The sequence below is a fragment of the Ferroplasma sp. Type II genome (assembly GCF_000496155.1).
In genome coordinates this window covers 15,923-36,424 of sequence record NZ_KI542734.1, presented here as the reverse complement: position 1 = coordinate 36,424, position 20,502 = coordinate 15,923, and the positions used below count along the sequence as shown (strand labels likewise).

Annotated in this window: 23 protein-coding genes and 1 pseudogene; 13 read left to right on the top strand and 11 right to left on the bottom strand. The window is 37.6% G+C overall.

The window, feature by feature from the left end; genetic code table 11:
• Positions 1 to 190 (top strand): annotated as a pseudogene (locus AMDU4_RS08300) (aminotransferase); the annotation flags it as partial.
• Positions 191 to 458: 268 nt separating this feature from the next.
• Here the strand turns inward: AMDU4_RS08300 and AMDU4_RS08295 are convergent.
• Complete coding sequence (locus tag AMDU4_RS08295) at positions 459 to 737, bottom strand: type II toxin-antitoxin system VapC family toxin (RefSeq protein ID WP_290704685.1); 279 nt, start codon at positions 735 to 737, stop codon at positions 459 to 461.
• A complete protein-coding gene (locus tag AMDU4_RS08290) occupies positions 706 to 954 on the bottom strand; it encodes an AbrB/MazE/SpoVT family DNA-binding domain-containing protein (RefSeq protein ID WP_021787532.1) in 249 nt (82 codons plus the stop codon). Before AMDU4_RS08290 ends, AMDU4_RS08295 begins: the two co-directional genes overlap by 32 nt.
• Before the next feature lie 274 nt (positions 955 to 1,228).
• Between AMDU4_RS08290 and AMDU4_RS08285 the strand changes: the two genes are divergently transcribed.
• The gene (locus tag AMDU4_RS08285; protein ID WP_021787531.1) at positions 1,229 to 2,203 is read left to right on the top strand and encodes a pantetheine-phosphate adenylyltransferase; all 975 of its coding nucleotides are present in this window, start codon (positions 1,229 to 1,231) and stop codon (positions 2,201 to 2,203) included.
• Here the strand turns inward: AMDU4_RS08285 and AMDU4_RS08280 are convergent.
• A complete protein-coding gene (locus AMDU4_RS08280; protein ID WP_021787530.1) occupies positions 2,197 to 3,090 on the bottom strand; it encodes a DMT family transporter in 894 nt (297 codons plus the stop codon). The two genes, AMDU4_RS08285 and AMDU4_RS08280, sit on opposite strands and share 7 nt — an antisense overlap.
• A 169-nt stretch (positions 3,091 to 3,259) precedes the next feature.
• On the opposite strand from AMDU4_RS08280, the gene AMDU4_RS08275 reads away from it, so the two are divergent.
• Together AMDU4_RS08275 and AMDU4_RS08270 are read left to right on the top strand one after the other, a co-directional pair.
• Complete coding sequence (locus tag AMDU4_RS08275; protein ID WP_290704683.1) at positions 3,260 to 3,562, top strand: metal-sulfur cluster assembly factor; 303 nt, start codon at positions 3,260 to 3,262, stop codon at positions 3,560 to 3,562.
• Between the two features lie 72 nt (positions 3,563 to 3,634).
• Entirely contained in the window at positions 3,635 to 4,189 is a 555-nt protein-coding gene (locus AMDU4_RS08270) for a TATA-box-binding protein (protein ID WP_021787528.1), read from the top strand.
• Here AMDU4_RS08270 and truD read toward each other — a convergent pair.
• The 3 genes from truD to guaB all read right to left on the bottom strand — a co-directional run bounded on the left by truD (position 4,181) and on the right by guaB (position 7,298).
• On the bottom strand, positions 4,181 to 5,425 hold the full coding sequence (gene truD, locus AMDU4_RS08265; protein ID WP_021787527.1) for a tRNA pseudouridine(13) synthase TruD: 1,245 nt from the start codon (positions 5,423 to 5,425) through the stop codon (positions 4,181 to 4,183). The two genes, AMDU4_RS08270 and truD, sit on opposite strands and share 9 nt — an antisense overlap.
• Before the next feature lie 80 nt (positions 5,426 to 5,505).
• A complete protein-coding gene (locus AMDU4_RS08260) occupies positions 5,506 to 5,757 on the bottom strand; it encodes a hypothetical protein (protein WP_021787526.1) in 252 nt (83 codons plus the stop codon).
• Between the two features lie 83 nt (positions 5,758 to 5,840).
• A complete protein-coding gene (gene guaB, locus AMDU4_RS08255) occupies positions 5,841 to 7,298 on the bottom strand; it encodes an IMP dehydrogenase (RefSeq protein ID WP_021787525.1) in 1,458 nt (485 codons plus the stop codon).
• Between the two features lie 194 nt (positions 7,299 to 7,492).
• On the opposite strand from guaB, the gene AMDU4_RS08250 reads away from it, so the two are divergent.
• The gene (locus AMDU4_RS08250) at positions 7,493 to 8,896 is read left to right on the top strand and encodes a DNA-directed DNA polymerase II small subunit (RefSeq protein ID WP_021787524.1); all 1,404 of its coding nucleotides are present in this window, start codon (positions 7,493 to 7,495) and stop codon (positions 8,894 to 8,896) included.
• On the opposite strand, the gene AMDU4_RS08245 is transcribed toward AMDU4_RS08250, so the two are convergent.
• Entirely contained in the window at positions 8,891 to 9,232 is a 342-nt protein-coding gene (locus AMDU4_RS08245; RefSeq protein ID WP_021787523.1) for a hypothetical protein, read from the bottom strand. The genes AMDU4_RS08250 and AMDU4_RS08245 overlap by 6 nt on opposite strands.
• A gap of 95 nt (positions 9,233 to 9,327) precedes the next feature.
• Here AMDU4_RS08245 and AMDU4_RS08240 point away from each other — a divergent pair, with 95 nt between their 5' ends.
• Entirely contained in the window at positions 9,328 to 9,876 is a 549-nt protein-coding gene (locus AMDU4_RS08240) for a hypothetical protein (protein WP_021787522.1), read from the top strand.
• Between the two features lie 2 nt (positions 9,877 to 9,878).
• Here AMDU4_RS08240 and AMDU4_RS08235 read toward each other — a convergent pair whose 3' ends face one another.
• Positions 9,879 to 10,988 carry an MFS transporter gene (locus AMDU4_RS08235; RefSeq protein ID WP_021787521.1) on the bottom strand — a complete coding sequence of 370 codons (1,110 nt, stop codon included), beginning with the start codon at positions 10,986 to 10,988 and terminating at the stop codon, positions 9,879 to 9,881.
• A 427-nt stretch (positions 10,989 to 11,415) separates the two neighbouring features.
• Here AMDU4_RS08235 and AMDU4_RS08230 point away from each other — a divergent pair, with 427 nt between their 5' ends.
• Both AMDU4_RS08230 and AMDU4_RS08225 read left to right on the top strand, forming a co-directional pair.
• Positions 11,416 to 12,681: an aconitase/3-isopropylmalate dehydratase large subunit family protein gene (locus AMDU4_RS08230; protein ID WP_290704680.1), complete on the top strand. Its 1,266-nt coding sequence runs from the start codon at positions 11,416 to 11,418 to the stop codon at positions 12,679 to 12,681.
• Positions 12,674 to 13,177, top strand: a complete 504-nt coding sequence (locus tag AMDU4_RS08225) for a hypothetical protein (protein WP_021787519.1) — start codon at positions 12,674 to 12,676, stop codon at positions 13,175 to 13,177. Before AMDU4_RS08230 ends, AMDU4_RS08225 begins: the two co-directional genes overlap by 8 nt.
• Here the strand turns inward: AMDU4_RS08225 and AMDU4_RS08220 are convergent.
• Positions 13,172 to 14,362 (bottom strand): MFS transporter, encoded by a 1,191-nt coding sequence (locus AMDU4_RS08220; RefSeq protein WP_290704677.1) that lies wholly within the window; start codon positions 14,360 to 14,362, stop codon positions 13,172 to 13,174. The genes AMDU4_RS08225 and AMDU4_RS08220 overlap by 6 nt on opposite strands.
• 105 nt (positions 14,363 to 14,467) lie before the next feature.
• The gene (locus AMDU4_RS08215) at positions 14,468 to 15,157 is read right to left on the bottom strand and encodes a YfcE family phosphodiesterase (protein ID WP_290704672.1); all 690 of its coding nucleotides are present in this window, start codon (positions 15,155 to 15,157) and stop codon (positions 14,468 to 14,470) included.
• A gap of 87 nt (positions 15,158 to 15,244) precedes the next feature.
• Between AMDU4_RS08215 and AMDU4_RS08210 the strand changes: the two genes are divergently transcribed.
• Positions 15,245 to 15,562, top strand: a complete 318-nt coding sequence (locus AMDU4_RS08210) for a helix-turn-helix transcriptional regulator (protein ID WP_021787516.1) — start codon at positions 15,245 to 15,247, stop codon at positions 15,560 to 15,562.
• On the top strand, positions 15,559 to 16,848 hold the full coding sequence (locus tag AMDU4_RS08205; protein WP_021787515.1) for an arsenic transporter: 1,290 nt from the start codon (positions 15,559 to 15,561) through the stop codon (positions 16,846 to 16,848). The genes AMDU4_RS08210 and AMDU4_RS08205 overlap by 4 nt, the downstream gene beginning before the upstream one ends.
• Here the strand turns inward: AMDU4_RS08205 and lysS are convergent.
• On the bottom strand, positions 16,834 to 17,952 hold the full coding sequence (gene lysS / locus AMDU4_RS08200) for a homocitrate synthase (RefSeq protein WP_021787514.1): 1,119 nt from the start codon (positions 17,950 to 17,952) through the stop codon (positions 16,834 to 16,836). The genes AMDU4_RS08205 and lysS overlap by 15 nt on opposite strands.
• 121 nt (positions 17,953 to 18,073) lie before the next feature.
• Here lysS and AMDU4_RS08195 point away from each other — a divergent pair, with 121 nt between their 5' ends.
• Genes AMDU4_RS08195 through AMDU4_RS08185 form a run of 3 tightly spaced genes read left to right on the top strand, consistent with a single transcriptional unit; the run spans position 18,074 to position 20,501 of the window.
• On the top strand, positions 18,074 to 19,045 hold the full coding sequence (locus AMDU4_RS08195) for a BadF/BadG/BcrA/BcrD ATPase family protein (RefSeq protein ID WP_021787513.1): 972 nt from the start codon (positions 18,074 to 18,076) through the stop codon (positions 19,043 to 19,045).
• 51 nt (positions 19,046 to 19,096) lie between these two features.
• Positions 19,097 to 19,513 (top strand): PadR family transcriptional regulator, encoded by a 417-nt coding sequence (locus AMDU4_RS08190; RefSeq protein ID WP_021787512.1) that lies wholly within the window; start codon positions 19,097 to 19,099, stop codon positions 19,511 to 19,513.
• Between the two features lie 4 nt (positions 19,514 to 19,517).
• The gene (locus tag AMDU4_RS08185) at positions 19,518 to 20,501 is read left to right on the top strand and encodes a daunorubicin resistance protein DrrA family ABC transporter ATP-binding protein (protein WP_021787511.1); all 984 of its coding nucleotides are present in this window, start codon (positions 19,518 to 19,520) and stop codon (positions 20,499 to 20,501) included.
• Position 20,502: the final 1 nt, after the last annotated feature.

Genomic DNA, 20,502 nt, shown 5'->3' with positions numbered 1-20,502 from the left:
TGGACGCATTAAAAATGTGAAAAGGGCAATAAACAATAAGGTAGCCTATGTGACCGGCTCTGCATTTTACCACAATAATCCGGAAATGAATACCATGCGGCTTAATTTCACCTATTCCAGTGACGATGACCTTAAGGAAGGGGTAAGGAGGCTTGCTAAAACGGTTAAGGATGAAAAGGAATCCCTTTAATTTTTAATATCGTGTTCTTTAAAACACTTTAGGGCGCAACAGGAAAGAACATTTTTATTTATATGGTTTATTTATAAGCTATTATTTTGCCCGGTACTATAAAATGAGAGAAAGGTAATTATCCCTGATATTGAGTCAAGATTGTGTGGTAAGATAAAAGATATTTAGGTCGAAAACTATTGGAGATCATCACTATGGAAATAGTACCTGAAAACGGGGATTACCGGAAAGTGTTAAATAATATGTATTTTTGAGAACGGAAAACGATTTAATGCTTTACAGGCACTCTTATTATTTCTTTTATACCATCAAAATCTGTATCGTCCGTTATGATCTCTGAGATGTTTCTCTCTAGGGCACATGATAAATGAATTGAATCTCGTGGTTTCAAATGATACCTTTCACGGATAACCTGACTCCTTCTTATTATTTCATCATCCACTGCCACAAATCTGAGGAAGGGAAAATTAATAAATTTTTTTCCAACTTCTATGGCATCAGTTTTTCCAAGCACCCTATGTGTTTCCTTTATACTGTTCCTCTGCAATTTTCTTAATGTCTATTTTCTTCTTGAGTTTCCTGGAATAAGTTGTACTGTAAAAATTAACATACGACACAGATTCCGGTTTGATTTTTCTTATGATCACTGAATCGTCAAGAATATCTATGATCAGCTCAGAATATTCCTTTATCCCTATCTTTTCCCTTATTTCCTTGGGTATGACAACCTCCCCCTTGGGACCAACAGTAATTTTCTTTTGCATGATTAAATTATATGTACAACTAATATTTGTACAATTCCTTTAAGGCTATGGTGGAAATTGCTCATCGAACAGCGAAAACATCAATTGTGCATATGAATATACCACTGCTTCGATAGTGACGGGGGATTTTATTGTCTCAAGTCTGATATGTGCAAATCTGTTTATCACCAATCTAACGGCTGGAAAAAGGACTTCATGGAGTGATTTTTGATCAACTGTTTACCTGATGAGATGTGTCACATAATATTTTATAACAATTTCTTATTTACTTTTAATGATAACACTTGTTGGTGGAACATTCAATAGATTTCACAGAGGGCATGAACAGCTTCTTCTTGCAGCATACAACACAGGAAATAGGGTGATGATAGGCATAACCTCTGATCAGTATGCCAGGTCCCATAAAAATACCCTTATATCCTATAAACAGAGAAGGGAAAGGGTTGAAAAATTTATTTCAAAGTTTACCAGCAATTATGAAATACATCCACTTGATTCAGTGTTTGGCAATACACTGGATGTTGATGAAGCTATCCTGGTTGTTTCTCCAGAAACCTATGCAAGTGCCAGCAGAATTAACGAAAAACGCCTGTCTATGGGAAAGACCCCACTTAAGATTGTGAAAATACCATTCTCACTTGCAGAAGACCTATTTCCAATAAGTTCCACGAGAATAATTAACGGCGAGATAAGGAGAACCGGGAAAAGAATAACCCCTATTAATATATCAGTTTCCACCGGGAATGATCTCAAATTTACGGCAAGTGTGGAATTCATTAAATCAATAATGAAAAATTACAGAATAACCAGGAATACAGAATATAAAACCGGCAGTGAACAGCCTTTCGGTAAAGATACAATGCGTTTTGCAACCGACCGGGCCATGTATGGACTGAAAGACAACGATTATTCAATAGGCATTGAATCTGGAATTTTTTATAATCCTATTAATGATATGTATTATGACCTTCATTATTGTGTTGTAATTGACAGATACAGTACCATAACTACGGGTTTTGGTTCAGGATTTCAGATGCCAGATGAGGTTATTGATGCCATTAAAACGGGTACTAGCACCAATGAATTTGTTGAAAATATCTTTGGAATAGAAATGATAGGACGTGGTCGTGGCATATCAGGGCTCATTTCTAACGATTCAGTTACCAGGAGTACCTTAATTTACGAATCAATAAGAAATGCCTTCATTCCCAGGATGAGGCCGGATATCTATAACAGGGAATTTCATTGAGCGACAGGTTTGCCATTATTCCTGTTCATAGTACCTCTTGCAGAGAAAAATATTCCAATTCCCACAAGTATAAGCCCGATAAGTTCGTAAAATGATGGTATTTCATTCAATATTATTATGCTGAACACCACTGATAGGGCCGGCACAATAAAAAGGAATGATGATATTGTTGACACGCCGTACTTTTTGTTCAAATGAAGGAATGCATAGTAGGCCACTGCAGTGCCCGGAATAGATATTACCAGTATAAGGCCTACCAGTATGGGCGAAGGCTCAAAAATGGATACACTGGGCCTTGCAATTCCTGCTATGAGAAGTGCCGGCAGGAGTGCAAATCCGAACTGAAAAAAATTTGTTGTTTCCCTATCCTTTTTTGTATGGTATTTCATAAAATATATTGTTCCTGAAGCCCATGTTATTGCACCGAGCAATGCTATTATTATCCCCGGCCTGAAACCTACCAGAAGCGAGTTGGAAAATATCACTAACAAACCTGCAAAACCTGTTCCGATTCCCAGGAATATATATTTATTATAATGTTCGCCAAGGAATATTATAGCCATCAATGTGGATATTATTGGATAAGTGTATATTATGATAGATGTCAGGGACGCAGATATGGAAGTTTCTGCTACGAACCATAATTCCATCCATATAAGGACATTAAGCATGGATAAAATGAACAGCGGTACAATATCATGTCTTGAAAGTTTCAGATGCAGTCTGGGACGGAATATAATGTATATAAATATTAAGGAGAATAGTACTCTGTAGAACAGAAGGGTAAATGGATCTGTATAGCGTAGTGCGATTTTTATTACAGGATAATTAATTGCCCATGAAATAACCATAAAGATGAACAGCAATACATCATTCTGTTTTCCCATATGCTGTGTAATAATGCGTCTTTAATAAATGTGAGTGAAACCAGGTGCATTAACATGATAAGAGCCACATTAAATGCATTCAATATGCTGAATTAATTTTTTGGTAAATTGCTGTTTCAACTTTAAACATTAAATAATGTTTAAATACATATTTACAATTGATTATATTATGGTAACTAAAGAGGAAATTCTGGAAGCATTAAAAGAGGTATCTGATCCAGAAATAGGAATGGATGTTGTTAACCTTGGCCTGGTATATGATGTTGAAATTACTGATGGCAACAGGGTTTACATAAAAATGACAATGACCGCACCAACATGCCCTGTAACTCCATGGATACTGTCAGAAGCACAGAAATGTGTTGAAAATCTCGCCGATGTGGAAGCTGCAGACATTGAACTGGTATGGGAACCTCAGTGGAAACCGGAAATGATGTCTGATTATGCAAAGGAACAGTTGAACATGTATTAAGGATTTTTGACAGTGTATATAAGCTAAATTAAAACCTTTATATACCCTTTAAATATAAACATATTGATTAACATGAGCGAGATGGAAAAAATAACCATAGAAAACATAGTTGCATCAACTTCACTGGCGGAACATCTGGACCTGAGCCGCATAGCCCTGGCACTTGAAGGTTCTGAATACGAGCCAGAACAGTTTCCTGGATTGATATATAGATTGAAGGATCCAAAAACAGCGGTTCTTATTTTTAGAAGTGGAAAAGTTAATTGCACAGGTGCCAAAAACCTTGAAAATGTCAAAAAAACAATAGACACCATCATAGACAAACTTAAGAAAGCCAAAATAGAGGTTTATGACAATCCCGACATTATAGTTCAGAATATTGTTGCAGTTTACGATCTTGAGGCATCCCTTAACCTTACAGATATAGCAATGTCCCTGGGTCTTGAAAATGTGGAATATGAACCAGAACAGTTTCCTGGACTTGTATACAGGGTTGAGGAGCCAAAAGTAGTTTTGCTTCTTTTCGGATCAGGCAAAGTGGTATGTACTGGAGCCAAGGAAGAAAGTGAAATTGAGCAGGCTGTTATAAAAGTAAAAAAAGAGCTACAAAAAGTTGGATTAATTTAAGTTCCCCTTGATAAACTCCCTTAGGAGAGAAGTTGCATAAACTCCCTTTCCAAGTGAGAATTTAATTTTATTTTTACCAATTATTTTGAAATCCACAGGAAGTACAGATATTATCCTGTAGTCGCCCGATGAGCCCATTCTTCTGTCAGAGCTTAGATTAAAGTCTTTTTTATTAATTTCCTCATCTTCCATAATTTTCTTTTCTATATCACCCTCGAGGCCAGAGGATAGTTCAGTATCATAACCTATTAATGGTATGGCTGGCCTGATCCTGTTTTCCATGGAGAGGCGGTTAAGCTTTTCAATATTGTAACTGGATGCACGAATCATCTGATTTCTATCTGGGTTGAAATATCTGTCAACAGGATATAGAATATCACCACCAAGTACCTTATACATGCTCCCAGTCAGCTTCATCCTTTCTGAAAGTATTCTGTTAAAAATATATGACTGGTAAGCGTGTATAAAGAACATGGAAAGGTATCTTGGGAAAACACTGAATGCGTCTTTATACGTATTTTCCCTTATTATGTAGCCCAGTAGGGACCTTTCAAATGTAAGATATTCGGGAAACTCTTTCATAGCCTTTCTGGCATCTCCAGTTTCACCAAATGTTTTCCTGTAGTCTTCTCTATCAAATTCCGGATCGTATATATACATCTTTACAGCCTCCTCGTATTTATTTTGTATTAATAGTTTGCCTATTTTATGTGTATTTGCCCTGATGCTGCCGAATCTCTGATAGCCATAAAAATTAGGAAACCCCAGATTTTTAAAGATTTCATCAATTGTATCGCCTATGCGGACAGTATTATCATCATCAGACTGTATGTCTATTATGAATTCGTTCCCCAGTAAATCACCCAGTTTGATCATTTTACCGGTCCTGAATGTTGAAATGATCTCGGCATCGCCTATATTGAGATTGCCAATTTCCATGCTTTCAGGTAAATTTATACAGAAATACTGTGTGGTTATGCCTATTTTATCCTTTGTTCCTGCATATGTTATCCGTTTATTGCTTATATGCAATTGATCAGCAAGGCGCATCAAAAATTTGTTGGTATCCCAATTTCTCAGGCGTACCTTTAAAATTGTATATTTGCCATGGGTGTTTTCCGGAATTTCTACGGGTATTTCGTTTACAATAAAACTTTCAGGATCATATTTAATTTTCCCGGGTATGCCAGGAGTCCTGGTAGAGTACCCTTCTATGCCTATGATACTGTCAATCATAATCCCATATACACAATAAATATAATAATAGACACTAATGGTTTTAAAATTCTAATAATATGACCATGGCGAGAACAGTTTCAGTTCCTGACATAGTAATAAACGTGTTCCAGTAAGCCATCCTGAACTTTTTTTGTTCCGAGAACGTTCTTATCTACCAGTTCGTTAAGAAGAAACTCCAGTTCATTTTCAACCAGTATCTGGGCTCCAATTTTTAGATAGCCTGCCCGGGAATGATCTGACGTGCTGTATTTTCCAATCATCTCATCAGCTATTTGATCCTGTGTCATTTCCCTGTAGCCCAGTATTTCTACTACATTGTCCCGATCCATATAAATTAGAAAATGTATCTGGTTATAAATAGTTTTCAATTGTGATAATAATGTATATGCATTGCCCAAAAATAATTTATATTTCAGTAGACGTCAAAATTCTGGTAGTTAGGCGGCTCTGAAACAATGCGTATATCGTGTGGGTGACTTTCCTTTAAGCCACTGTTGGTGATTTTTACAAATATTGCCTTTTCCTTAAGCTGTTCTATATTTTCGGCACCTAGATAGCCCATACCGGTTTTTATTCCACCGACAAATTGGAACAGATTTTCAGAAACCTTCCCCCTATAGGGAACAGATCCCTCAACGCCCTCTGCTATAAATTCATTGGAACCAAGTTTTCCGTAACGGTCTGATTTGCCTGCTTTTATGGCACCTATGGACCCCATGCCCCTGTAGGACTTGTATTTCCTGCCATTTATGATCATTTCTGTACCAGGGCTTTCCTCTGTGCCTGCCAGAAGTGAGCCGAGCATAACTGTGGAAGCTCCGGCAGCAAGAGCCTTTATCATGTCTCCCGAATACCTGATTCCTCCGTCAGCGATTACGGGTATACCATGTTCCCCGGCTACATCTGCCACATCCGATATTGCCGTCAGCTGTGGAACCCCAACTCCTGCCACAATTCTTGTTGTGCAGATAGAACCTGGCCCTATTCCAACCCTCAAGCCATCGACTCCCATGGATATAAGATCCTCTGCAGCCTCTGCGGTTGCAATGTTTCCTGCTATTATATCTATATGTATTGCCTTTCTTATCTTCTTAAGTGAAGAAATGACATTCCTGTTATGTGCATGTGCAGTGTCGATTACTAGAAAATCTGATCCGGCATTTTCAAGGTTTATTGCCCTGTCTATATCATAGGCGCCAATGGCAGCACCAACCATTAGCTGCCCCTGCTCGTCCCTGGATGCGTTGGGAAATTTCTCCCGGGTTTTAATGTCCTTTGCAGTTATAAGACCCATCAGCCTGCCCTTTTTATCCACAAGTGGCAGTTTCTCAACCCTGTTTTTATAGAGTATATATTTGGCATCTTCTATTGAGACATTTTCGTCCGCTGTTATTACATCCTTTGTCATTATGTCCTTTACGGTACCTTCCGATTCGGAAAATTCTAAATCTCTTTTAGTTAAAATCCCAATAAGTTTTCCCGATGCAACTACCGGCAAACCAGCAATATTTTTTGTTGTCATAAGTGTTCTGGCTACATTAACCGGTGTATCAGGGTCTATTGAAAAAACATCCCTTATTATTATGCTTTCCTCCTTTTTTACCTTCTTTATCATTTCAACCTGTTCATTTGCAGACATATTGCGGTGTATAACGCCAAGAGCTCCGTATCGGGCCATTGCAATGGCCATGGGATCCTCCGTTACAGTATCCATGGGAGAGCTTACAATTGGTATGCCTATATTAATATGTCGTGAAAATCTGCTTGCCACATTCGCATTTTTAGGCTCGATTGTAGAATGCAAAGGCTTTAAAAGTACATCATCAAAGGTATAGCCTTCTATGACATTCTGAAATTTTTCTTTAAACATGGAAAGTTAAGACTTATAAACTATTTAAGGCTATTTATATTATTTTCAGGAGAAGAGTACGGCAATAAACAGCCCAGATTAGGTTATTGGAGATGCCTATTTATGATACCTGTGTGATCAAAATTCCTGTATGTTACTTTTTATGATTTTGAATAAAGCAATAAAAATTATAGCAAGAATGTATTATTGATGTAATGGATCTAATAGAGGACCGGAAAAGGGTACTGGTGTATTTTCAGGAGAAGGGCATCATGGTGACAAAGACAGCCCTCGATCTGATACTGGATTCAAGTATGGGAGAATTGTTGCCAAAAATGGTCACACAGGAAGTCCTGGATGCAGGTTATCTCACTGAAAATGATGTATTAAAGTTAATTAGAAAACCAGAACGCAGGAAGATGGATTTCGAAGTATACATACCGGACATAAAAGCCCATAGCTCTGTGGAGGATTTTCAGGAAATGTTCACGGATCGCTATGAAAGGTTAAAAAAAATTATAGTGCAATCTGCCGAAATGAGGGGGACATACACTATTAAGAGTGCTAAAAAAACCCAGGGAAAGGTAAAAATTGTTGGTATGGTTTCAGAGGTAAGCACCACTAAAAATGGCCATAAGAGGCTTCTGCTCGAAGATCTTGATGATAGTCTAATCGTCTTCCTCTTAAAGGGGAAGGGCATGAACAACGAACTGATACTGGAGGATGAGGTTCTCGGGGTCGTTGGATCTATAAGCAACACAGGCAAAGACCCGGTTTTGTTTGCAGATGAGGTCATAAGGCCAGATATACCATACAAAATGATAGACGAGCAGAAAAAGGATCCTGTATTCGTGGCATCCCTGTCAGATATACATGTGGGAAGCAAGACATTCAGGGAAAATGACTTCATGAAAATGGTTTCCTGGATAAAATCTTCCAGTGAAGAAGCATCCCAACTTAAATATCTCATTTTGAGCGGCGATGTTGTGGATGGTATAGGAGTTTACCCTGGACAGGATAAGGATCTTGAAATTCTGAACCCATATGAACAGTATGAAAAACTTGCAGAATATGTCAATGTTATCCCCGAGGATGTGAATATCTTTATTATGCCAGGAAACCATGATATAGTAAGGCTTGCAGAACCACAGCCCGTATTCTCTCAAAAAATCAAAAATTTCTTTAATGATAATGTCACACTGCTGCCAAATCCATATAATTTGGTTCTGGAAAATAAGAATGTTCTTGTTTATCATGGAATGTCCCTGAACGATATGATAGAACTGGTTCCAGGTGCCAGCTATGCCAGTGTAGGGTCTTCCATAGAGGAACTCCTGAAGAGAAGGCATCTAGCCCCTGTATATGGTGGGAAAACCCCGATAATTCCTTCAAAAAGAGATTATCATGTAATAGAACAGGTTCCTGATATTTTTATTACAGGCCATATACATTCATTCTCACAGGGGAATTACAGGGGTGTACGTTATATTAATGCTTCTACATGGCAATCACAGACTGATTACCAGAAAATGATGAATTTTTCTCCGAATCCCTCCATAATGACTTTATTCGATTTAAATTCCAAAACTCAAATTATTAAGGATTTCAAGGAATCATAGGGTACTTTTGATTATTTCCTCTATTTCCCTCTTGAAGGTATCCATAAAGTCATTGAGTGCTTCCTGTTTTATTCCATTGGGTGCAGTACTGATTCCTATTTTAGCAGTAACCTTTGCCATTTTCGCAAGTGAGTCATATTCCTTTATTTTGGCCTCCATGAACTCTTCAATAACTTCGGTTATCTGTTTTTTAATTTCGCTGTCTTCGTTTATTTTCTTCCTGATATATTCCTTGATTAAGTCCTTAAAAACGTCATGTATTGCTTCAAAATACATTTCTTCTGAAGGAGCGGCATTTATTATATTGTTCAAATATTCATTAACATCTTTTTTCATAATACACTAATTGTTATTAGTAATTAAAGTTTAATTATATTCTGCCATGGAATATTTTTCAAAAGTGTTATATAAACATATATCCTTCCTTTCTTATGAATAAAAAGATCCTAGTCATAGGCATTGTTATGATTATTATAGGCATAGCGATGGCGGCTGGAGGCGGTGGGTATTTTGAAAGCTCATTTGCCAGTAATTCAAATTCACATTTTATAGAGAACAAAACAACTAATTTGACTGTGTCTAATAATATAACGGTTAAATCCGGTTACATTGTCCTTATAAATGGGGCAATTCCCAGTGGAGAACTTGTATCTCATTCAAATTTGATCACGGTCACAAATCAGACGGCGTTAAAGGATAAGGGATATAAACCAACAGAATCTAATGCAGGAATAAGCATATTCGTGGGGTTAAATCCCGGAACATATAATTACGTTTATTTCAATGCAACATCTAGCGCCCCACTATATGGATATATTACAGGGTCACAGTTTGATGTGGTTTCCGCTCTGGTAATAGTGGGAGGACTGGTTGGAATAGCAGGGTTTATTGTAATGATATATGGTGCAATCAAAAGGGAAAAGCCCAAAAATCCATATGATCCTGATGATCCCTACAATATAGACAATATAAAATTATAATTTTAATGATTTATAAAAAATTTCTTTATATTAATAGACTTGTAACCGTGTTTTCCAAATTCAACTGAAATGAAGAGCATAAGGAACATTGATGCTATAAATACTGCAAGTGCAGAATTAAGTGCTTCATTGCCCATTGTCAGGATAACTGGAAATATAAAGCCCGCCACTGCAGAAAAATTCATGCTTGGCCCAATCTTATCGGCTTCCACATTTAAATTTTTACTTATTATGGGAAGAAGTGAATTGACACCAAGCCCGAACATGGTGAAAACCACAGCGAATGCTATATTCGTAGTGGAAAAGAATAGAATGCCACTGATTGCCACAATTATCAGTGAAGAAAACACTGTTTTCTTCAGGGAAAAACGTATCATCATAGCCGGCAGGAGCAGGTATGCAAACACTGCAATGGAATAGGCTACAATTGATTCAATGAATGCAGATGGGCCAAGGTACGAAGGAACTATCTCCAGAACATAGGCCGGTGTGAATCCAAGAAGAAAAACTAGAAACACCTTAATAGAGAAATCAAAATGGAACTTCTTCAACATTGGAGATATGACATTATGTTTTCTGGAGAACAGCACTGCTGGTGCAAATACGATTCCAGCAATTGAAACCAGTTCCCATGAACCAAGCAACATGAAGAATATTGCGCCCATTAACCATCCAATTGCCCAGCCTCCCATTGTAAATCCTATGATCTTTCTGTTCCCTGTGATTGATGATACCTCTATTGCAGCCGAGGTAGCCAGCCCAAAGAAAATACCAATAATAAATCTGCTGGCAAAGAGTTCTATGAATGTTGTTTCATATCCCATTCCAAATGATATGACTGCCATCAGGGTTATTGAGAGCAATGCAAGCCTTGGAACCCCAAGCCTTCCCACGTATGAATATATAAATGGAGTTACCATGCGGCCTATGAAGGGAATACCCAGAAGAATAAATGATTCAATATAGGTAAAGTGCAAGGTATCAACTATATCATTGATGAAAAATGCAAAGTCCATCAAAAAAAATGTTGCCACTGAATATGAGAATATAGGTAGAATTTTGTTGAATTCTTCCTTTGAAACATGTACATTATTTGCATGTAAATTTAACATATAATAGGAAATGCCACATTTATATTTATATATTATTCATTATATTATTATTTATATATGTTAACTTAAAATTAATATTGCCATATTGTATCCTGCGGATTAGTAAGTATTCTAATGAATTGCATGGACACCCTAAAAACAGGTTTATAATGTTTATCCGGTGAATATGAGACAGATGCCAGATGATGGTGCAGGAAATACCAGTGAGTTTCCTAATGCTAAATAATAGTGGCTGTCTGTTTCACTGACAGAACTTATACTTGCTAATGGATTTATATTGAGTATAGAGATTTCATACTTCATCCCCCAGAAAGGGCTTTTCAGCTTACTTGAAATAAAAGTACAATAAATAATATTGCATACATTTAAATACGAATTACGGAATACGTATTTTTAATACTATAATAGTAATTAATTTATAATAAGTATGGATGTGGTTAAAATGAATATTATAGAAAACATTCTTTTCAACCATTCCGTGGAACCTGTAAAATATGTTTCTCCTGGAGACATAGTAACTGTGAATGTTGACAGGGTCATAATGGTTGATATGGCTGCCCTGCACCCGGAATTTCTGGACAATCCTCCAGTTAAGCCATTTGACCCGGAGAAAATATCACTGGTGTTTGACCATTATGTCCCGGCTCCAAATATAGAAATAGCGAACAGAGTAAACCGGCTAAGAAAGGTGGTTGACAGATGGGGTATTAAAGACTTTTATGATGTGGGAAGAGGTGGCATATCCCATGTACTGGGAGGCGAAAAGGGGTGGTTCAGGCCAGGTAGCCTCATAGCAAATACAGATTCCCATACCATTGCCACCGGTGCATTCAACACCCTTGGGAGAGGGTTGGGCACTCCTGAGGTCATGAATATTATAGCAACGGGGAAAACATGGTTTCCGGTGGGTGAAACCCTGAAAATAAATCTGGAAAACAGGATAAAGCCACATACCTCTGCTAAGGATGTGTTTTTTTATATGGCATCTAAGATTGGAGATATACCGAACAAAAATATAGAGTTCTCTGGAAATGGAATAGAATACCTTAATATAGATCAGAGGAGCTCCATATCTACAATGTGTGCCGAGGTGAGTGCCGAATTTGCAGTATTCCCAGAGGATAAAATTTTAAAACAGTATATGAATGAAAGAGGATATATGGATTATCACGCCGCTGTACCTGACACCAATGCCGAATATATTGATGAAATGTCCATAGATATGGGAAAAATAGAACCTATGGTGGCAATGCCAGACAGAATCATAGGCAATATAAAACCGATTTCTGAAATAGGAAGGGTGGAAATAGACGTTGCAGTTGTAGGTTCATGTGCAAACGGGCGGCTGTCTGATATAAGGGATGTTGCAGAAGTGCTGAATGGCAGGAAAATAAGTGATAGAACAAGATTTGTCGTAACACCTGCCTCAAAGGCAATATACGAGGAGGCTTCACGGCTTGGATATATAAGTACAATAATGGAAGCAAATGCCATGGTCACCAATCCCACATGTGGTGCATGCCTTGGCGGGCATATGGGCGTTGTTGGCAATGGCGATAATGTCATAAGCTCCACAACCAGGAACTTTAAGGGCAGGATGGGGGGAAGTGGTGCTAAAATTTACCTGGCGTCGGCACGGTCTGTGGCAATTTCGGCTCTTAAGGGGCATATAGCGGGGGATTTAAATGAATAATATAAATGGAAGGGTATGGATTTTTGGAGACGATATCAATACTGATCTGATGTACCCTCAGATCTGCTATACATTGCCACAGGAAGAAAAACCGTACCATGCAATGGAGGCAAACCGGCCTGGCTGGGCTGGCATGGTCAGAAAGGGAGATATAATTATTGGGGGAAGAAATTTTGGGACAGGGTCAAGCAGGCCTGCGGCTGATAACCTGAAGAATCTGGGTATAGTTTGCGTTATTGCGGAATCTATAAATGGCTTATTTCTCAGGAATGCTGTAAATTCTGGTTTACCGGCACTGGAAATACATGGAATTTCAGGCATTGCAAGGGAAGGTGATACCATTGTTATTGATTTTGTTAACAGCATTATAAAAAATGCAAGAACGGAAGAAATGATCAATTTTAAACCATTGCCTGCCTTCCTTATGGAAATAATAGAGAACGGTGGTATAATAAATATATTGAAAAATAAGGGTATGCTGGGAAAGCCCCTATGAGGGGACAACCTTTATCAAATTGCCCCTTGCAAGAAATATTAATGGGAGAAAAACCAGTCCAAGTACACCCATGGATAACCACGCAAGCTCATAATTATAGCTCGATACAATTAGTGTAAAAATTACTGGCACTGCCACTGCCACAAGGAGCTGCAGTGTGTTTACAAAGGAAAGTGTGAGTGAAACTAGGTCCCGACGTGCCAGGTACCTTACAATGGTATATGTTATTGACATACCATATACTGTAATCATTCCTATGGCAATGGCTATAATTATTATAAAAATATAATAGTGAATGAATCCTATCAATATAAGGGACAGGGAAAGTACTATGTTTATTGCAATGAACGTACCTATTTTGTATTTAGTCCTTGAAAAATGATATCCCCCAAGAATGCCACCCAAGAATCCGATTATCAAAAAGAGTGCAGATATGCTACCGGCTAAGTCTATACTATACTTTATTGATTCAAGATAGTATACAAAGAATTGCCCTATTATGGTTTCACTTACCATACTTGCTATTCCTATGAATGCCACCAGTATGATTATCCTGTTTGAAAAAACCTTCTTAAAACTGGTGAAAATATCTGATTTGTTAGTCTTTATATTCTCTATGTTCCTGAACAGGAAAACTAGAACAACGAATAACCCAAGTGTAGCCAGACCCGCTATTATAAAGGGTATTCTGTATCCCATATACTGGTCAAGAATTGCCCATCCAATTATTCCTACTCCACCACCTACATTGAATGCACCGTTATAAATTCCTATATGAAATGCATATTTGTTTTCAGGAACAATAGAAGCAAGGAGGCTCAGTGCAGGTGAGAAGAAAAGGGCAGCAGAGAGTCCAGCCAGAAATCTGGAAATTATAAGTTCAATAAAATTCCCTGAAAGCCCGGATGTTATTGCAAAAATAGACACAAACAGCAGTCCTATCAGGGATGTTGTTTTATCACCTATGTATGAAGAAAGGTAGCCCCCCAGTACCTGAAACATGGCAATCCCTACATAAAACGCTGTAACAAGTGTACCAAGTTCCACAACAGTCAGGTTCATTGCTGTTTTTATGTATTCCAGGGCAGGAGCCATGTCCATCCAGTTTAATGCATACAACGCCCTAGCAGTATGAACCAGTCCGGCCCTGGCACCATAATTCATCCACCAGTATTTATACCACATTTATAAATCCATCTGCACTCTGAAAAACTTGCTAAAATGATGCTTTGATATTTTTATAAATGGTGCTCAACTTGATGGTGATGTGTATATTGTTAATTTAAATAATTATACATAATATTTTTTTAATTTTTCATATATATCACTGTCTGGTATCAATGCCTTTAGCTTTTTCAGCATTTTTTCATTGTCATAAACAACCCTTTTGAATAATACGGACTGTTTTTCTGTATCTATAACAGCATATGAGGGTTTTCCGGTGAAATCCCTTGCCTGCCCTACGCTGCCGGGATTTATTATTTTATTCCTGTAAATCATCATAAAATGTGTGTGTCCTATGAGTATAAAATCGTGGCCGTCAAAAAATTGTTTGTCCCTGAAAACCTTTTCTGCCTCATTGGCAAACAGATATCCGTCAAGATTGTTGTATGGCGATGCATGTGTCATGTAGAATCTTTTTCCGTCTATTTCCTTATCTTCATTTAACCTGAATGTTTTCAGGAAATCCAGTTCGTTCTTTCCAAGTAGCTTCATGCTTATATTTTCCCTTGTGTAATCACTGAGTTCCAGCATATCGAAAGAACAGTTGCACGAAGATCCTGTCAAAACTGCGTTGTCGTGGTTTCCCATTATGTTTATATCACTGTTGCTCCTGAGAAAATCTATGACCTTATCGGGTTCCGGCCCATAATCCACAGCATCACCGAGAAATATCATTTTGTCATATTTCTCTTTTTCACATGCGGAAAGCAGGGAATCTAAATTCCCGTGTATATCAGATATAACAAGAAGTTTCATTCTATTAAATGGCATATCCCTATTTAATATATATGTAAATAATTACATATGAAATATTATTTATATGTAATTCTGATTTCCTCCCTAATGGAAAAAATTAGGGATATCAATATTTATAAAATGCTATCAGATGGCATCAGGCTGCATATCCTGAAAATTTTATCCACAAAAGATATGCAGGTAACAGATTTAGTGAGGGAATTAAGCATTGACCAGCCGTTGATATCCCATAAACTGAAGGAACTCAGGGAAAATGGGCTGGTAATTAGCCACAGATCAGGAAAGAATATTATATATTCACTCTCAGATAAATCACTGGATGAGGTGATTCGTGTAACTGAAAATGCAGGAAACAAGATAGATTTTGTATGCAATTGTGCTGAATGCGACACAGATAATATATGACTTTCCTATTCTATCTTGCCCTTTTAATTTTTGCCCTTACACTGGTAATGGTGCTCAAGAAACCGAAAAATATAGGAATAGGTTACTCTGCACTGGCCGGTGCACTTGTTACAGTTTTACTGGGGATATCAACATTAAGTGATATAATTACAGTATGGAATATAGTATGGAATGCAACATTCACATTTATTTCTGTAATCATAATTTCATTGATACTGGATGAGGCAGGTTTTTTTGAGTTTATTGCCTATAAAATCGCTTTATATTCAAAGGGCAACGGAAAAAAATTATTTATATTGATAATCCTGCTGGGATCGGCTATTTCTGCAATTTTTGCCAATGATGGTACCGCTTTGATACTTACACCAATAGTTTATGCAATATTATACAGATCAAACTTTTCAAAAAACAGGATACTTCCATTTATAATGGCTACTGGTTTCATTGCAGATACGGCAAGCATACCATTCATAGTAAGTAACCTTGTAAATCTTGTAACTGCCGGATATTTCCATATAACATTTTCAAGGTATACAGAAATTATGCTGATTCCTGATATTGTATCAATAATTGCAAGCCTGTCGGTTCTGTATATTTATTACCGTAAAAGCATAAAGGAGGATTTTCACACGGATCCGGACATAAAACCTTCCTCGTTCATAAGAGACAGAAGAATATTCCTTATGGCATTTCCCATGACAGCGCTTCTTATGGTTCTGTACTTCCTGTCTGGATTCATCCATATTCCAATTTCATTTATTGCAATGCCCTTTGCACTGATGTTTTATATTGTGGCACGGATAGATGGAAAGATAAATGCAAACTATGTGATAAAAATAGCTCCCTGGCAGGTTGTGTTATTCTCACTGGGAATGTATATAATTGTATTTGGTGTCAGCAAAAACGGACTTAATTCCATTTATATACCCATATTGAATTATTTTTCTGCACTGCCCGGACCGCTGGCAATTATTACTACTGGATTCTTCTTTGCCATGAATGCAGCATTCATGAATAATATGCCATCGGTAATGATAGGGGATATTGCAATATCAGGCATTGCACATCCAGGACTACTTATGTATGCCAATATAATAGGAAACGATATAGGCCCGAAGTTCACTCCCATAGGGTCCCTGGCCACGCTCCTGTGGCTCTATACACTTGAAAGAAAAAATTCCATAAAAATTTCCTTTGCCTATTATATGAAAACAGGGTTTATACTTGCCGTTCCTGTATTATTTTTCACACTGCTCTCACTATATATTACATCACTGGTTATCTGAACTTGCTATGGCTTTCAAATCATCCTCACTATAAACTATGTTGTTGTTTTTAATTTTTTCCAGCATGCCTGATATTTTATTTTCATCCAGATGCATGCCCATGCTTTCCAGTTTTTCGCGAAGGGCATGTTTTCCTGAATATTTATCAATGGTAAATGCACGTTGTATGCCCAGCCTGGCCGGGTCGATGAATTCATATGTCCTGGCATTGTTTATTATTCCACCAACATGAACACCTGATTTATGTGTGAATGCATTTGCACCGGTTACAGGATAATTTGGAGGCATGGTTATCCCGCTATATTTTTCAACCAATTCTGAAAGGGGTTTGAGTGACATTAGATTTACTGCATCTATATTCATATGGTAATTCAGCAGAACACCAAAGGCCTGCAGGGGTGTGATTCCAACCCTCTCCCCCAGCCCGTTGACTGTGGTATGTATAATAGTGGCACCAGATTCTGCGGCTGCAAGGCCATTGGCCAGAGCCATTCCCATGTCGTTGTGCCCATGGAAATCATATTCAACATTTTTTATATCGTTTATATTATTGAATATGTATGCAGTTTTCTCAGGAGTCAGTATGCCAAGTGTGTCAGCTATTGACACCCTGTCAGCCCCGGCTTCTACAGCTGTTTTTATTACATCCCTTAAAAAATTTATGTCGGTTCTTGAGGCATCTTCAGCTGTAAACCTCACCGGTATGCCGGTAGAAGATGCGTAGCTAACAGCGTCATATATTATATCAAGTGCCTCGGTACGGCTCTTGTGTGTTTTATAGTCAAGATGTATATCACTGATTCCGTAAAATATTGCTATCCTGTCCACATTCAGTGATGCGGCTGAATCGATATCAGAATTTACAGCCCTGCTATGGGCAATTATCTCTGAGTTTATTGTTCCTGATGCTTTCATTTCCATGATTTCCCTTATTGCTTCATAAATATCGGCAGAAACAAGTGGATGCCCTGCCTCTATCATTGCAATATGTGCATTCGAAAGGAGTTTAGCTATTTCTATTCTCTGATTTTTACTAAACAGTACTCCAGGAGTTTGTTCTCCTTCCCTCAATGTTGAATCCAGTATCCCAACTTTATGCGGCATATTATCAGGGTTGTATGCCTATTTAATAGATAAAAGTTTCGTATTATTTTTACTAATTTCGCATATTTCATTGTGATGAGTAAATGAAAAGTATTTTTAATCATTGTTCATTCATGGTTTCATGATTCTGGCTGTTGACGGTGGAGGCACAAAAACTGCTGCTATTATAGTGGATGAAAGAAAAAATGAACTTGTGGGCTTAGGTATTGCAGGACCTAGCAACGTCCGCAGTGTTACTGCTATAACTTCAAGAAAAAATATTTTAAAAGCCATCAAAAATGCAGAGAAAATGGCAGGTATGGCATCTATTACCAGATCCATCTATGGAATAGCTGGATATGGTGATTCGGTTGCAAACACTGCAGAAATAGAATCCATAATAAACGCTGTGGACAAGTTTTCACCGGAAAAACCCGTTATAACAAATGATGGTGAGGCTGCTATATATCTTGTTACAATGGGGGACGATGGCATAGTTACCGCCCTTGGCACAGGATCAGTAGGAGCTTATATCAAAGATGGAAAGATAAACAGGGTAGGTGGCTGGAGTTATCTAACAGATGATACAGCTTCCGGTTACTGGATAGCAAGAAAAGGTATAGAAATGGCTGAAAAAAGTTATGATCGCCTTATTGAAGAGACATCACTGGTAGAAAAACTCGAGGATTATTTCAAGCTTTCCCTTCGTGACCTTGTTGCCAATCTTGAATCACATTTTGATAAGAGAATTATGGCATCTCTTGCAATGATTGTGGACACAGAGGCAGAAAAGGGGGATAAAGTTTCTGAGAAAGTGCTTTACATGGCATTTAATGAGATAAAGCTAATGATAGACGGCATGAAAAGAAGATTTGATAAACCTGTGCCTGTAGGATCCGTTGGTGGAGTCATGCAGTCAGTGAAAATCAGGGAATTTCTGGAAAATGAATATAAGGGGATAAAAATTTTTTACGGATACCACGTTGCAATAGGGAATGTTATGAGGCTTATCGGTGTCAGAAACATGGAAATAAGAGATTCCCTTGTAACACAGATGAATGAAAAAATCCCCTTGCTTTCACAGAATGAAAGGGATCTGATTTTCATTAAATGATATCTTTTTTTAAAAAGATAGTTATATATACAATTCCAGTATTATTAGACCATGAAGTACCATTTATCCGATATGCTCATACTTGAACAGGTTTCGGGCGAACCCAAAAAACCTTACAGGATAATAAAAGGCATTATTGCAAAATTTGAGATGGACTATAAACCAAGCACCGGGATGATATATCCTGCAATAGACAGAATGATAAAAGCCGGTTATATAATAAAAACTCCTGAAGGGTATATTATAACAGAGGAAGGGAAAAAATACAGGTCAAAAAACCGGGAAAACTATGAAATGATGATTTCAAATTTTTTAGACAATAAGCTTTTCTTCAAGAACCTGAGAAAGGCCGTAAGGGAATTAATAATGACAATAAAGGAAGCAGACAAGGATTATATAAGAGAGAAACAGGACATAATTATAGAAGAGATAGGGAGAATTTCCAGGAAAATTAAAAATAAGGAGTGAAAAAATGGATTATAGCATAGAAATAAACAAATTAACAAAGGTATTCAAAGGAGATATTAAAGCAGTTGATGGGGTAAGCCTGACAATTCGGACAGGAGAAATATACGGACTGCTGGGGCAGAACGGAGCTGGAAAATCCACACTGATAAAAATGCTGACAGGCAGCCTTACACCTACATCCGGCACTGCGAAAATAGCAGGCCTGGATTTAACCAGGGACTCAATGAAAATAAGGCGTATTACTGGTGTAGTTCCGCAGGACCTTACAACGGATGGTGACCTTAGTGGGAAGGAGAACCTTAAATTGATCGCTGATTTATATGATATTCCAAAAAGGGAAGCAACCGAAAGGATTGATGTTCTTCTCCATATGGTTGATTTATATGATGTTAAGGACCGGCACGCAGAAGATTATTCTGGAGGCATGAGAAAAAGGCTTGAACTGGCATGTGGGCTTATGAACACTCCAGAAGTATTATTCCTGGATGAACCTACTCTTGGGCTGGATGTTACAACAAGGGAAAATCTGTGGAAATACATTCGCTCTGTGCAGAAGGAATTTCATATAACCATAATATTGACATCCCACTATCTTGACGAGGTTGATGCACTGGCCAGTGAACTGTCAATAATAGACCATGGAAAGATAATTATTTCTGGAACTTCCGATGAACTCAAGAAAAGCCTTAAGGGCGATATTATTACTTTGAAAGTAAAAAATGATGAGGAATTCAATAAATTGAAGGGCTTCCCGGATTCATTAGAACTAAGGCATATGGAAACAGGAGAAGTAAGGATGAAGGTAAACAATTCCGATGAAGTACTCCCAAAACTCATGAAATTTCTTTCGGAAAATGGAATTTCTCCAGAATCCATGAATATAAGGAAACCTTCACTTGATGAGGTATTTATAGAATACACCGGCAGGAATATAAATTCCGAGGCAGGAAATACAGATTATGCAAAATTAATGATGGGAGTGAGATAAA

Coding starts and splice junctions, on each gene's coding strand:
- AMDU4_RS08230 (WP_290704680.1), top strand. CDS start 11,416: ATGGATGTGGTTAAAATGAATATTATAGAAAACATTCTTTTCAACCAT.
- AMDU4_RS08245 (WP_021787523.1), bottom strand. CDS start 9,232: ATGAAAAAAGATGTTAATGAATATTTGAACAATATAATAAATGCCGCT.
- AMDU4_RS08205 (WP_021787515.1), top strand. CDS start 15,559: ATGACTTTCCTATTCTATCTTGCCCTTTTAATTTTTGCCCTTACACTG.
- AMDU4_RS08235 (WP_021787521.1), bottom strand. CDS start 10,988: ATGTTAAATTTACATGCAAATAATGTACATGTTTCAAAGGAAGAATTC.
- lysS (WP_021787514.1), bottom strand. CDS start 17,952: ATGCCGCATAAAGTTGGGATACTGGATTCAACATTGAGGGAAGGAGAA.
- AMDU4_RS08260 (WP_021787526.1), bottom strand. CDS start 5,757: ATGGATCGGGACAATGTAGTAGAAATACTGGGCTACAGGGAAATGACA.
- AMDU4_RS08190 (WP_021787512.1), top strand. CDS start 19,097: ATGAAGTACCATTTATCCGATATGCTCATACTTGAACAGGTTTCGGGC.
- AMDU4_RS08285 (WP_021787531.1), top strand. CDS start 1,229: ATGATAACACTTGTTGGTGGAACATTCAATAGATTTCACAGAGGGCAT.
- AMDU4_RS08185 (WP_021787511.1), top strand. CDS start 19,518: ATGGATTATAGCATAGAAATAAACAAATTAACAAAGGTATTCAAAGGA.
- AMDU4_RS08220 (WP_290704677.1), bottom strand. CDS start 14,362: ATGTGGTATAAATACTGGTGGATGAATTATGGTGCCAGGGCCGGACTG.
- AMDU4_RS08215 (WP_290704672.1), bottom strand. CDS start 15,157: ATGAAACTTCTTGTTATATCTGATATACACGGGAATTTAGATTCCCTG.
- AMDU4_RS08270 (WP_021787528.1), top strand. CDS start 3,635: ATGAGCGAGATGGAAAAAATAACCATAGAAAACATAGTTGCATCAACT.
- truD (WP_021787527.1), bottom strand. CDS start 5,425: ATGATTGACAGTATCATAGGCATAGAAGGGTACTCTACCAGGACTCCT.
- AMDU4_RS08210 (WP_021787516.1), top strand. CDS start 15,245: ATGGAAAAAATTAGGGATATCAATATTTATAAAATGCTATCAGATGGC.
- AMDU4_RS08275 (WP_290704683.1), top strand. CDS start 3,260: ATGGTAACTAAAGAGGAAATTCTGGAAGCATTAAAAGAGGTATCTGAT.
- guaB (WP_021787525.1), bottom strand. CDS start 7,298: ATGTTTAAAGAAAAATTTCAGAATGTCATAGAAGGCTATACCTTTGAT.
- AMDU4_RS08195 (WP_021787513.1), top strand. CDS start 18,074: ATGATTCTGGCTGTTGACGGTGGAGGCACAAAAACTGCTGCTATTATA.
- AMDU4_RS08240 (WP_021787522.1), top strand. CDS start 9,328: ATGAATAAAAAGATCCTAGTCATAGGCATTGTTATGATTATTATAGGC.
- AMDU4_RS08250 (WP_021787524.1), top strand. CDS start 7,493: ATGGATCTAATAGAGGACCGGAAAAGGGTACTGGTGTATTTTCAGGAG.
- AMDU4_RS08225 (WP_021787519.1), top strand. CDS start 12,674: ATGAATAATATAAATGGAAGGGTATGGATTTTTGGAGACGATATCAAT.
- AMDU4_RS08290 (WP_021787532.1), bottom strand. CDS start 954: ATGCAAAAGAAAATTACTGTTGGTCCCAAGGGGGAGGTTGTCATACCC.
- AMDU4_RS08280 (WP_021787530.1), bottom strand. CDS start 3,090: ATGGGAAAACAGAATGATGTATTGCTGTTCATCTTTATGGTTATTTCA.